This is a genomic window from Streptomyces sp. NPDC002446 (assembly GCF_053595675.1).
This window is the reverse complement of sequence record NZ_JBSFYC010000010.1, coordinates 103,176-115,160: the sequence shown is the minus strand read 5'-3', so window position 1 is coordinate 115,160 and position 11,985 is coordinate 103,176. Positions and strand designations below refer to the sequence as shown.

13 protein-coding genes are annotated in these 11,985 nt (G+C 71.3%); 5 read left to right on the top strand and 8 right to left on the bottom strand.

The window, feature by feature from the left end:
- The first annotated feature begins 95 nt into the window (after positions 1–95).
- Entirely contained in the window at positions 96–566 is a 471-nt protein-coding gene (gene sodX, locus ACWD6P_RS08705) for a nickel-type superoxide dismutase maturation protease (protein ID WP_451443307.1), read from the top strand.
- Here sodX and ACWD6P_RS08700 read toward each other — a convergent pair.
- Positions 470–1,099: a CGNR zinc finger domain-containing protein gene (locus tag ACWD6P_RS08700; RefSeq protein ID WP_451443306.1), complete on the bottom strand. Its 630-nt coding sequence runs from the start codon at positions 1,097–1,099 to the stop codon at positions 470–472. The two genes, sodX and ACWD6P_RS08700, sit on opposite strands and share 97 nt — an antisense overlap.
- Before the next feature lie 92 nt (positions 1,100–1,191).
- Between ACWD6P_RS08700 and ACWD6P_RS08695 the strand changes: the two genes are divergently transcribed.
- A complete protein-coding gene (locus tag ACWD6P_RS08695; RefSeq protein WP_451443305.1) occupies positions 1,192–1,953 on the top strand; it encodes a class I SAM-dependent methyltransferase in 762 nt (253 codons plus the stop codon).
- Positions 1,954–2,029: 76 nt separating this feature from the next.
- Here the strand turns inward: ACWD6P_RS08695 and ACWD6P_RS08690 are convergent, their stop codons facing one another.
- Genes ACWD6P_RS08690 through ACWD6P_RS08680 form a run of 3 tightly spaced genes read right to left on the bottom strand, consistent with a single transcriptional unit; the run spans position 2,030 to position 4,809 of the window.
- Positions 2,030–2,782: an amino acid ABC transporter ATP-binding protein gene (locus ACWD6P_RS08690; RefSeq protein WP_451443349.1), complete on the bottom strand. Its 753-nt coding sequence runs from the start codon at positions 2,780–2,782 to the stop codon at positions 2,030–2,032.
- Positions 2,783–2,829: 47 nt separating this feature from the next.
- Positions 2,830–3,774 carry an amino acid ABC transporter permease gene (locus ACWD6P_RS08685; protein ID WP_451443304.1) on the bottom strand — a complete coding sequence of 315 codons (945 nt, stop codon included), beginning with the start codon at positions 3,772–3,774 and terminating at the stop codon, positions 2,830–2,832.
- A 60-nt stretch (positions 3,775–3,834) separates the two neighbouring features.
- On the bottom strand, positions 3,835–4,809 hold the full coding sequence (locus ACWD6P_RS08680) for an ABC transporter substrate-binding protein (protein ID WP_451443303.1): 975 nt from the start codon (positions 4,807–4,809) through the stop codon (positions 3,835–3,837).
- A gap of 541 nt (positions 4,810–5,350) precedes the next feature.
- Here ACWD6P_RS08680 and ACWD6P_RS08675 point away from each other — a divergent pair.
- The 3 genes from ACWD6P_RS08675 (at position 5,351) to ACWD6P_RS08665 (ending at position 8,369) form a co-directional block, all read left to right on the top strand.
- The gene (locus tag ACWD6P_RS08675; RefSeq protein WP_451443302.1) at positions 5,351–6,580 is read left to right on the top strand and encodes an NAD(P)-dependent malic enzyme; all 1,230 of its coding nucleotides are present in this window, start codon (positions 5,351–5,353) and stop codon (positions 6,578–6,580) included.
- 174 nt (positions 6,581–6,754) lie between these two features.
- Positions 6,755–7,717 (top strand): zinc-binding dehydrogenase, encoded by a 963-nt coding sequence (locus tag ACWD6P_RS08670; RefSeq protein ID WP_451443301.1) that lies wholly within the window; start codon positions 6,755–6,757, stop codon positions 7,715–7,717.
- Positions 7,718–7,781: 64 nt separating this feature from the next.
- On the top strand, positions 7,782–8,369 hold the full coding sequence (locus ACWD6P_RS08665) for a HutD/Ves family protein (protein ID WP_451443300.1): 588 nt from the start codon (positions 7,782–7,784) through the stop codon (positions 8,367–8,369).
- A 38-nt stretch (positions 8,370–8,407) separates the two neighbouring features.
- On the opposite strand, the gene ACWD6P_RS08660 is transcribed toward ACWD6P_RS08665, so the two are convergent.
- From ACWD6P_RS08660 to ACWD6P_RS08645, 4 genes are all read right to left on the bottom strand, one after another.
- Entirely contained in the window at positions 8,408–9,289 is an 882-nt protein-coding gene (locus tag ACWD6P_RS08660; protein ID WP_451443299.1) for an SCO6745 family protein, read from the bottom strand.
- A gap of 300 nt (positions 9,290–9,589) precedes the next feature.
- Positions 9,590–10,744 carry a helix-turn-helix transcriptional regulator gene (locus ACWD6P_RS08655; RefSeq protein WP_451443298.1) on the bottom strand — a complete coding sequence of 385 codons (1,155 nt, stop codon included), beginning with the start codon at positions 10,742–10,744 and terminating at the stop codon, positions 9,590–9,592.
- 1 nt (position 10,745) lies between these two features.
- Entirely contained in the window at positions 10,746–11,618 is an 873-nt protein-coding gene (locus tag ACWD6P_RS08650; protein WP_451443297.1) for a DUF4097 family beta strand repeat-containing protein, read from the bottom strand.
- A 187-nt stretch (positions 11,619–11,805) separates the two neighbouring features.
- On the bottom strand, positions 11,806–11,985 hold the full coding sequence (locus ACWD6P_RS08645) for a DUF6104 family protein (protein ID WP_451443296.1): 180 nt from the start codon (positions 11,983–11,985) through the stop codon (positions 11,806–11,808).

The following is an 11,985-nucleotide window of genomic DNA, read 5'->3' as shown; positions in this document are numbered from 1 at the left end:
TCACGCTGGGACTGATGGAGGATGGACCGGCGAGCGAAGCGAGATGGGGGTGCCCCCGGACGAAGTCCGGGGGAGGTCGGACCGGGAGGTACGGGATGCCGGAGCGGGCGATGGAGCGCGGCCCGGGACAGGGCGAGGGCGCGGATCCGGGGCGCGAGCGGGGCGGCCTGCTGCGGGCGTTCGGGCTGGCCGAGGTCTACAACCCGTCAATGGTGCCGACGCTGCGGCCCGGTGACCAGCTGGTGGTGCAGTACGGGGCGGCGGTGCGGCCCGGTGACGTGGTCGTGCTGCGGCATCCGTTCCGGCAGGATCTGCTGATCGTCAAACGGGCCGTGCGGCACTGCGACAGCGGCTGGTGGGTCCAGGGGGACAATCCGTTCGTCGAGAACGACAGCCGCGAATTCGGGGTGGTCCCGGACGAACTGGTCATCGCCCGCGCCTGGGTGCGCCTCCGGTCGCCGCGGGGGATTCAGCGGTCGGTCGCCGGGGTGCTGTCCTGGGCGGTGTCGGCGGTCCGTCCGCTGCGGGCCGAGCGCTCGCTCTCCAGGCGCTTGCGGGCGCGGTAGGCGGCGACGTTGGCGCGGGTGGCGCAGCGGTCGGAGCAGTAGCGCCGCGAGCGGTTGGTCGAGGTGTCCAGGTAGACGTTGCGGCACGGCTTCGCCTGGCACAGGCCCAGCCGGTCCACGCCCAGCTCGGTGAGGTGGAAGGCCAGGCCCATGCAGGCGGTCGCGGTGAAGCCGGCCGTGGCGTTGGCCGCATGGTCGGCGATGTGCATATGCCACTTGGGCCGGCCGTCGTCATCCCGGTACTCGTGGCCGGAGACCTGCGGGCTGACCGGGAACTCCATCATGAGGGCGTTGAGAAGGTCCACGGCCAGCACCTCGTCGCCGGCGTCGGCGGCCTCGAAGATGGCGCGCAGCCGGGCGCGGACCGTGCGCAGCCGGGTCACGTCGCTGTCGGTCGCGCGCCGGGCCATCTGCTGGGCGGGCCCGAAGAGCTCGCGTACGGCCTCCACCGAGGTGAGGCTGTCGCCGCCGCGCTCGGGCTGCTCGGTGTTGACCAGCCGCACGGCATAGTCCGAGTAATAGGCCAGTTCCACTTGTAGTCCTTACGGGCGGGGGTTAGGGTGCGGTATGTGCCCGCGTAATGGGCGTTGATACTAAGAGGGTATTACGGCCTGGAGGGATTGCGATGACCGAGACCACCGTCGGCGCCGATTGGCAGGCATGGCAGAACAGCTGGGACCGGCAGCAGGAGGTGTACCTCCCCGATCGTGAGGAGCGCTTCCGGGTGATGCTCGACATGGTCGAGGCGCTGGTGGGCCCCGCGCCCCGGGTCCTGGATCTGGCGTGCGGTACGGGCAGTATCTCCGACCGGCTGCTGAAGCGGTTCCCCGAGGCCGAGAGTGTGGGCGTCGATCTGGATCCCGCGCTGCTGGCCATCGCGGAAGGGTACTTCGCGGGCGAGCCCCGGGTCCGCTTCGTACGGGCCGATCTCAAGGACCCGCACTGGACGGCGAAGCTGCCGCACGACGCGTACGACGCGGTGCTCACCGCCACCGCGCTGCACTGGCTGCACACCGAGGACCTGCGCGGGCTGTACGGGCAGCTCGGCACGCTCGTACGGGACGGCGGGGTCTTCCTGAACGCCGACCACATGCCCGAGGAGTCCACCCCGCGGATCAACGCCGCCGAGCGGGCCTTCCGGCACGCGCGGATGGACGCGGCCAAGGCGGCCGGGGCGGTCGACTGGGCCGAGTGGTGGCGGCTGGCCGCCGCCGACCCGCGGCTGGCCGCGCCGACCGCCGAGCGCTTCGAGATCTACGGCGAGCACGCCGACGGGGACACGCCGTCGGCGGCCTGGCACACCCAGGTGCTGCGCGAGTCGGGCTTCTCGGAGGCGCGCACGGTCTGGGCCTCGCCCACGGACGCCCTGGTGCTGGGCCTGAAGTAAGGGGCGCCAAGGAGTGCGGCGGGCGCTCTCCTGCAGGAGAACGCCCGCCGCGAAGGACCGCTGCCGTGCGGCGCCCCTACAGCACCTTCGACAGGAACGACTTCGTCCGCTCGTGCTGCGGATTGCCGAGCACCTCGCGCGGATGGCCGGACTCGACGACCACGCCGTTGTCCATGAAGACCAGCGAGTCGCCGACCTCGCGGGCGAAGCCCATCTCATGGGTCACGACGACCATCGTCATACCGTCCGCGGCCAGGTCCTTCATGACGTCCAGGACGTCACCGACCAGCTCCGGGTCGAGGGCCGAGGTCGGCTCGTCGAAGAGCATCAGCTTGGGCTCCATCGCCAGCGCACGGGCGATGGCGACGCGCTGCTGCTGGCCGCCGGAGAGCTGCGAGGGGTAGTTCCCCGCCTTGTCGGCGAGGCCGACGCGGTCCAGCAGCTTGGTCGCGCGCTCCCGGGCGGTCGCCTTGGACTCGCCCTTGACCTGGATCGGCGCCTCCATGATGTTCTCCACCGCGGTCATGTGCGGGAAGAGGTTGAAGCGCTGGAAGACCATGCCGATGTCGCGGCGGCGGGCGGCGACCTCGCGGTCGCGCAGCTCGTAGAGCTTGCCGTGGTGCTCGCGGTAGCCGACCAGTTCGCCGTCGACGGACAGCCGGCCGGCGTTGACCTTCTCCAGGTGGTTGATGCAGCGCAGGAACGTCGACTTGCCGGAGCCGGACGGGCCGATCAGGCAGAAGACCTCCCGGGGCGCGACCTCCAGGTCGATGCCCTTGAGGATGTGGGCAGCGCCGTAGGACTTGTGGACGCCCTCGGCCAGGACCATGGGGCCGCCGCTGGTGCCGCCGGTCTTGTTCGTGGTGATCTTGCTGGTCATCCGACACCTCCGGCGGAGCGGTTGAAGCCGCCGGCCAGCTTCGCCTTGGCGCGCTGGAGCGGAGTGGGCGGGAGCTGGCGGCTGGAGCCGCGGGCGTAGTAGCGCTCAAGGTAGTACTGCCCGATGCTCAGCACCGTAGTGGCGATCAGGTACCAGGTGGCGGCGAGGATCAGCATCTCGACCACCACTCCGGAGTCCCGGCCGACGTTCTGGGCGGCCTGGAGCAGGTCGTAGTACTGGACCGCGATCACCAGCGACGAGGTCTTCAGCATGTTGATGACCTCGTTGCCGGTCGGCGGCACGATCACCCGCATCGCCTGCGGCACGATGATCCGGCGCAGCGTCTTGCCGTGGCTCATGCCCAGCGCATGCGCCGCCTCGGTCTGGCCCTCGTCGACGGCGTTCAGACCGGCCCGGCAGATCTCCGCCATGTACGCCGCCTCGTTCAGGCCGAGGCCCAGCAGCGCGCACAGGAACGGGGTCATGAAGTCCGACCACTCGTCCTTGTAGATCGGCATGATGTCGATGTACTGGAAGACGAGGCCCAGGTTGAACCACAGGAACAGCTGGACGTAGACCGGCGTACCGCGGAAGAACCAGATGTAGAACCACGAGACGGTCGAGGTCACCGGGTTCTTGGACTGGCGCATCACGGCCAGGATCACGCCGAGCACGATGCCGATGACCATCGAGAGCACGGTGATCAGCAGGGTGTTGCGCAGGCCCTTGAGGATGTCCGCGTTGAACATGTACTCCGGGATCGCGCCCCAGTTGACGTTCCCGGAGGCGAAGGCCCGTACGAGCAGGGCGAGCACCCCGATGACGACGATCGCCGCGATCCAGCGGCCGTAGTGGCGGACCGGGATGGCTTTGATGGGCTCGGGCTGGGGCGGCGGAGCGTCCGCCGGCGGCTGGGCCGACTTGTCGACGTCAACTGACACGGATGTTGCCTTTCAGCGTTCGGCGGGGTGGCCGGAGGGGACGGGACGGCTGCCGGCGGCTCAGCTGCCGCCGTTGAGCTTCACTTCCTTGACCGCCGCGTCCTTGACGTCCCACTTGTCCAGGACCTTGGCGTACGAGCCGTTCTTGATCGTGAGTTCCACGGCTGCCTTGAGGGCGTCGCGCAGCTTCTCCTGGCCCTTGGGGACCGCGATGCCGTACGGGGCCGCCTTGAGCGGTTCGCCGCCGACCATCTGGAAGTCCTTGCCGCCTCCGGAGACCTTCACCGCGTACGCCGCGACCGGGTAGTCGCTGGAGACGGCGTCCACACCGCCGGTGCGCAGCCGGGTCTGGGCCTCGGAGTCGTTGTCGAACGCCTCGATGCCGATCGGCTCCTCGTCGTTCTTCTCGCAGGCCTTCGACTTGTCCTTGGCCAGGTCGTGCGAGACGGTGCCGCGCTGTACCGCGAGCTTCTTGCCGCACAGCGTTTCCCAGCCGTCGATGCCGTTGGCCTTGCCCTTCTGGGTGTAGAGCGAGACGCCGACGTTGAGGTAGTCGATGAAGTCGACGCCCTGGCCGATCTTCTTGCCGGTGTTGCTGTCGATGCCCTCCTGGCGCTCCTTGGTGTCCGTCATCGCCGACATCGCGATGTCGTAGCGCTGGGACTTCAGGCCGCCCATGAGGGTGTCGAAGGTGGCGTTGTTGAAGTTGAGCTTGATGCCCAGGGCCTTCTCCATCGCCGCCGCGAGGTCCGGGTCGATGCCGGTGACCTTGCCGTTCGTACGGAACTCCACCGGCTTGTAGGTGATGTCCGAGCCGACCTGGATCAGGCCGATCTCCTGGACGTCCTTGGGCAGCAGCTTGAACAGCGGCGCGTTGACGTTGCGGTTCTTCTTCGCCTCTCGCTTGGCGACGGCCGCGTCCGTCTGGTCGCCGCAGGCACTGAGGAGCATCAGCGAAGCGGCGACCGCGGCCGCTGTGGCCACGGCTGTACGCGACCTGCCGGCGGCCCTGCGACGGGTGGTGCTTGCGGTCATGCTGTTCCTCCTGCGGATGGAGAAGCCGACGTGGCGGAGACGTGACAAAAGGGCCGGGGCACACACCTTCGAGCGTCGCGACCTCGGTTGGTGACGGAATCCTGCCATCCGGACTCCGGTATTCGGACTGCCGTTCAGGTCAAAATCGGATAACGGACGGGGACGACGAGGTGGCGGCCTTGTGCGGCAAGGGGAACCGGTCGTCAACGGGCTGCAAGGGGCGCTCGGCGCACTCCGGATGTCTCGGAATCCGGACAGCGGGGCGAGGGGTCTTCCGCCCTTTTCCGCCGTTGCGCCGTTTTTGTCGAAACCTTGAACCCGAGGGTAATGAATCTGACTCGTCGGGTCCCGCGCCCGTCCGGTAGAAAGGTGCGTTACACCCCTCATCCGGGGCTCAGGGCGCGTGTGCGGCGCGCCCGGCGTCCGTACCTCCCCCCGCGCGGCGGCCATCCGCCACACGGGGCGCGGACGCGGTGCCCGCCCACTCCTCAACCAGGGAGTGGCCACCCTCAGCAGATTTACGAATAAAGGGGTAAGACAAGTGGCAGCGGAGATCGTCAATCCTCGCAGCGACGGCAATACGGGCGCGGACGAAGGCACGGGCACGGCGCCCGACGGCACCTTCGATCCGGCCTTCGCGCTGCATCGCGGCGGCAAAATGGCCATCCAGGCCACCGTTCCGGTGCGCGACAAGGACGACCTGTCCCTCGCGTACACACCCGGCGTGGCCAAGGTGTGCAGCGCCATCGCCGAGCAGCCCGAGCTCGTGCACGACTACACATGGAAGTCCCAGGTCGTCGCGGTCGTCACGGACGGCACCGCGGTGCTGGGCCTGGGCGACATCGGCCCGGAGGCCTCCCTCCCCGTGATGGAGGGCAAGGCCATCCTCTTCAAGCAGTTCGGCGGGGTGGACGCGGTGCCGATCGCGCTCGCCACCACCGACACCGACGAGATCGTCGAGACCGTCGTCCGGCTCGCCCCGTCCTTCGGCGGCGTCAACCTGGAGGACATCTCGGCGCCCCGGTGCTTCGAGATCGAGCGCCGCCTCCAGGAAGCGCTGGACATCCCGGTCTTCCACGACGACCAGCACGGCACGGCCGTCGTCACGCTGGCCGCGCTGCGCAACGCCGCCAAGCTCACCGACCGCTCGCTCGGCCAGCTGCGGGCGGTCATCTCCGGTGCCGGTGCGGCCGGTGTCGCCATCGCCAAGATCCTCATCGAGGCGGGGATCGGCGATGTCGCGGTCTGCGACCGCAAGGGTGTGGTCTCCGCCGACCGCGCCGACCTCACGGACGTCAAGCGCGAGGTGGCCGGCTTCACCAACAAGGCCCGGCTGACCGGCTCGCTGGAGGACGCCCTGGACGGCGCCGATGTCTTCATCGGGGTCTCCGGCGGCACGGTGCCCGAGGAGGCGGTGGCGAAGATGGCGAAGAACTCGCTGATCTTCGCGATGGCCAACCCCACCCCGGAGATCCACCCCGATGTCGCGCACAAGTACGCGGCCGTGGTCGCCACCGGGCGCAGCGACTTCCCCAACCAGATCAACAACGTGCTGGCCTTCCCGGGCATCTTCGCCGGTGCCATGCAGGTGCGGGCCTCGCGGATCACGGAGGGCATGAAGCTCGCCGCCGCCGAGGCGCTGGCCGCCGTCGTCGCCGACGAACTCAGCGCCGACCGGGTCATCCCCTCGCCGTTCGACGAGCGGGTCGCCCCGGCGGTCACCGCCGCCGTCGCGGCCGCCGCCCGCGCCGAGGGCGTGGCCCGCCGCTGAGCGCTCCCGCCGTACGCGAACGGGCCGGGCCCGCACCTGCGAGGGTGCGGGCCCGGCCCGGCCCGTCGCGGTGCGGGCCGCGGTCCGTGGTGGCGGTGCGCGGCTGCCGTATCGCGGTGCGTGTCACACCCGTACGCGGTACCGCAGCGCGCGGCCGCGGCCTACGTTGGGCTCATGTTTGCTGCCTATGCCGCCCGCATCGACCGTGACCAGCCGCTGAACGGCCTCGAATTGGGGGAGCGCCCGGCCCCCGACGTACGCCCCGGCTGGACGACCGTCAACGTCAAGGCCGCCTCCCTCAACCACCACGACCTGTGGTCGCTGCGCGGGGTCGGCATCACCGAGGAGTCCCTGCCGATGATCCTCGGCTGCGACGCCGCCGGTGTCGACGCGGACGGCAACGAGGTCGTCCTGCACTCCGTCATCGGCCAGACAGGCCACGGCGTCGGCCCCAGGGAGAAGCCCTCCATCCTCACCGAGCGCTACCAGGGCACCTTCGCCGAGCAGGTCACCGTCCCCGCCTGGAACGTCCTGCCCAAGCCGAAGGAGCTCTCCTTCGAGGAGGCCGCCTGCCTGCCGACCGCCTGGTTGACCGCGTACCGGATGCTGTTCACCAACGGGGGCGTGCGGCCCGGGGACAGCGTCCTGGTCCAGGGCGCGGGCGGCGGCGTCGCGACCGCGGCCATCGTGCTGGGCGCCGCGGCGGGTCTGCGGGTCTTCGCCACCAGCCGGGACGAGGCCAAGCGCAAGCGGGCCCTGGAGCTGGGCGCGGAGGCGGTGTTCGCCACCGGGGAGCGGCTGCCGCACCGGGTGGACGCGGTCATCGAGACCGTCGGCGCGGCCACCTGGTCCCACTCCGTCAAGTCGCTCCGGCCCGGCGGCACCCTGGTCATCTCCGGCGCCACCAGCGGCTACACCCCCGAGCGCGGGGAGCTCAACCGCATCTTCTTCCTGGAGCTGAAGATCGTCGGCTCCACCATGGGCACGAAGGAGGAGCTGGCCGCGCTGCTGAGCTTCTGCGCCGCCAAGGGCATCCGCCCGGTCATCGACTCGACGCTGCCGCTGGACCGGGCGCGCGAGGGCTTCGCCAAGATGGCGCAGGGCGACCTGTTCGGCAAGATCGTGCTGACGGTCTGAGGTCTGACGGTCTGACGGCCGCCGTCACCGCTCGGTGCCGTCACTCCACGGGGAGCTGAGGAACATGCGGATCCTACGGGCGGCGGGGCGGGCCGCCGCGCCGTGGAGCAACGGCGGCGGGGTGACCCGCGAGGTGGCCGCCCACCCTCCGGGCGCGGGCTGGGACGCCTTCGCCTGGCGCGTCAGCCTGGCCGATGTCACCCGGGACGGCCCGTACTCGCCGCTGCCCGGCGTCCGGCGGATCCTCACCGTCGTCGACGGCGCCGGGCTGGAGCTCACGGTGGACGGCACCGCGCACCTCCTGCCGGGCCGCCACCGCCCGTTCCCCTTCCCCGGCGCCGCCGTCACCGACTGCCGGCTCCTGGCCGGCCCGGTCGTCAACCTCAATGTGATGCTCCGGGAGGGGCGGGCGGCGGCGACCGTGGAGCTGGTGCGGGGGACGCGGGTGGTGGCACCGGGCCGGCGGCCGGCGCCAGGAGCCGACGGGCACGAGGCCGCTGTCGTGGTCGCGCTGGAGGGGCACACCCGGCTCCGCACGGACCCCGGGGTGCGCCTGGAGCGCTTCGACGCCGCACTGCTGACGGACGCTCAGGAGCCGGCCGAACTGCGGACGGACGGGGTGGCGGCGCTGATCTCGCTGTCCGGGGAATGACCCTGGGGACCGTCCTATGGGTCAGGGTCGGACAGACCCTAGGGGTAGCCCACCTTGAGCGTGCCGATGCCCAGGGTGTTGTGGCGCGGCAGGTAGCCGGCCTCGAAGACCGCGCCGAGGACGGGGTGGAGCAGCTGTGCCAGCCGTTCGGCGCGGGGGTGGCCCAGGGCCCGCCAGGGGCCGGCCGCCAGCCGGTCCGTCATCCGCTCGATCGCGTCGCGTTCCGTGCGGGCGCGCTCGGTCGCGGTGCCGTCCGGGGCGATCCAGCCGCGGGCGGCGAGGCGGCGGCGGGCCTCGCTCCACTCCTGGCCGCTCCAGCCGCGTCCCGCGAAGTCCGCGGCCGGCGCGGCACCGATCGCGGCGAACGACACCAGGGCCTCGCACGGATCGAGACCGCAGGTCAGCAGGGCCGCCAGATGGCCGTCGCCGCGGTGTTCGCGCAGGACCGTCGCGGCCTGCCAGAGCACCAGATGGGGTGCGTCCGGCCAGGGCAGATCGCGGTTGGCGGCAGCCAGCGGCCGGGCGGCCGGGCCGGCGTTCTCGGCGGCCTGGCGCGCCAGGCGGGCCGCCTCCATGAGCTGTGCGCGGCTCAGCCGGCGGCCGATGAGGGCGGTCAGCGCGCGGTCCATGGCTAGCAGCCGCGCGTCCAGCACCTTGGCCGGCTCCGCGACGGTCCAGATCCGCGGGACGTGCTGCGCGATCATCCGCGGGCTGAAGGTGTAGTACGTCGCGGCCACCAGATCGGGCCCGGCAGCGCCCAGCGGGGCGGTGCGCCAGGCGAAGTAGCTGGGCCAGCGGGAGCCGATGTCGTAGCCGAGGTCGGCGGCGACCTGGCGGGCCTCGGGGGCGAAGTACAGCGTGGCGTGCAGGGGCTCCAGCAGGTGCCACATCCGGCGGGCGACCGAATGGTATTCGGACATCGCTTCACCTCATGGCCTTCACGATGCGTGCGCAGACAGGGAGAGGGGTGGTAGTCCGGAACACGGCCGTCGGTCCGCGGAGTCGGGCAGCTGGGGCTCCCTGGAACCCGGTGCCGGACGAAAAGCCGTGCGAAATACTGCCTTCCCCGATTACGCCGCGTGAATCCAGCACGCAGATGGCAACTCTGTGTAGCTGGCGGCCTGTTGGGGCCCGTAAGGGGTCTGCTGGAGGTGGGGTCGGTTTCGGCCGCCCGTCGGGGCGGGCGCGGTCCCTGCGCGCCCGCCCCTGCTTCCGCTGGGTTACGCGTCCGGGTCCGTACGGGACCCGTGCCGCTCCGGATGGCGCAGCAGCGCGCCGATGTGCGCGGCGGCCGCGGACAGCCGCCGGCGGGACTCCGTGAGCTGGTCGGCCGTGACGCCGTGGTCGCGCGCCGCGTCCCGCAGATCGTCGCGGAAGCGGTCCAGTAGCCGGTCGAAGTCGCGGGCCGGATCGCCGCTGGCCGGCTCCTTCGCCCACTCCGGGGCCGGCGGCGCCTCCTGCGCGTCCTGCCGGGCGTCGTCCTTGGCCAGGTCGACGCGCTCGACCGTCACCCGGGCCGCCTCGTCCCCGCCGCCGGACCCGGAGCCGTTCCGCTCGCCGGACCGGCCCTCGCCCGACCACTCGCCGGTGAAGCGGCCCACCTCGCGGGACACCTCGGCCAGCGCCTCGCGCACCGCCCCCGACCAGTCGCCGGACCGCACCGCCCCCTGCGTCTGCTCCTGCAGGCGCTTGACGACCCGCTGGACCTCCTCGCGGGCGAACGCCTGCGCGTCCCTGGCCTGCTTACGGGCCCGCTGGGCGTCCTGCCTGGCCCGCTTGCTCTCCTCCTTCGCCCGCCGCGCCTGCTCTTTCCACTCGTCCTTGGCGCGCCGGAACTCCTCCTTCGCCTGCCGCCAGGACTCCTTGTCGCCGAACGCGGCGTCGAAGTAGTCGGAGTAGTCCGGGTAGGGGCCGGGGGAGTCGTCGCCCCGGGAGCCCTGCTGCCCGCTTCTCCCGGCCTTCCGGGCCCCGGCCGCGCCGGCCTGTGCGCGCGCCTGCTGGGCGGCCGCCCGGACCTCGCGGCGCAGATCCCGCGCCGAACCGCTCACGTCCTCCCGGATGTCCGAGGCGAGTGCCGCGACCGACTCCCTGATCTCCAGCTCCAGATCGGCCAACTCGCCCCCGCGGTCGGCGAGTTCGGCCCGGCCGGCGTCGGTGATCGAGTAGACCTTGCGGCCGCCCTCGGTCGCGTGCGTCACCAGGCCCTCGGCCTCCAGCTTGGCGAGCCGGGGGTAGACCGTGCCGGCCGAGGGGGCGTAGAGGCCCTGGAAGCGCTCCTCCAGCAGGCGGATGACCTCGTAGCCGTGCCGCGGGGCCTCGTCGAGCAGCTTGAGGAGGTAGAGCCGGAGGCGGCCATGGGCGAAGACGGGAGACATGTCAGCGCACCTTCTTCTCGGCGGGCGGGGTGGGGGAGTCCTCGAAGGCGGGGCGGCGCAGCAGGGCCAGACCGCCGGAGACGGTGGTGACCTTGAGCGTGCTGGTGCCCGCGCCCAGCGAGCCGGTGATCCTCTTCGCGCCCCACTGGCCGCTGACCCGCAGATCGTCGAAGGCGTTGGAGACCGTGCCCGACGTGGTGTTCGCGTCCACCGTGGCGTCGGCCGGGTCGGGCAGCCGGATGGCGACCTCGCCGGAGACGGTCGTCAGGCTGATGTCGGCGCCCCTGGCGGGGGCCAGGTCGAGGACCATGTCGCCGCTGACGGAGTCGGCGTGCACCCCGCCGCCCGCGCCGTCGATGACCGTCAGATCGCCCGAGACGGAGTTGAACCGCAGATCGCCGGCGAGCGACTGCGCCTCGACGTCGCCCGAGACGGTGTCGGCCCGCACCGCGCCGGTCAGTCCGACGAGCGTGGTGCCGCCGGAGACGCCGCGCACGTCCGTACGCCCGGCGATGCCGGAGATCACCGCGGTCGCGCCGATCACGCCGACCTCGACGCGGGTGGCGGTCGGCACCGTCACCGAGATCACCGCGCTGCGGTTCCACCCCTTGCGGTCGAGGAACTTCAAGAAGCCCTTCCAGGGGAGGTCGTCATACGCGATGGACAGCGTGCCGTCGCTGAGCGAGACGGTCAGCGGGCGGCCGTGCAGCTCGCTGACCTCCAGGCGGGCGGGGCCGTCGTCCGAGGTGCCGACGACGTTGACCGCGCCGCCGACCACGCGCACGTTGAGTGCGTCGAAGGGATCCGCGATCTCCAGTGTGCGTGGTTCGGCCACCTGCATCGGATTCTGCGACCACTCGGTCCGGGCTGACATTCCTGGCCTCCCCTGGATAGCCGTGCAACGCAACATATCGCGTCCTCGTTGAACACGATATATCGCGGCTTGCGGAAGTCAAGCGGCACCGACCCTGAGACAGCCCGGAGATGACGCGCCGCGACCCTTAGGTGGCGCCCGCCGCCCGCCGCCCGCCGGCGGCGCCCGCACCCCGCCCCTTTCGCTCCTACTCGTCCTCTTCGTCGTCCAGCCGCGCCAGCCAGGTGGCCAGCCGCTCCACCGGTACCTCGAAGTCGGGGTTCAGATCGACGAACGTACGCAGCTGATCGGCCACCCACCCGAGGGTGACCTCCTCCTCGCCGCGCCGGTTCTCCAGCTCCTCGATGCCACGGTCAGTGAAATACAC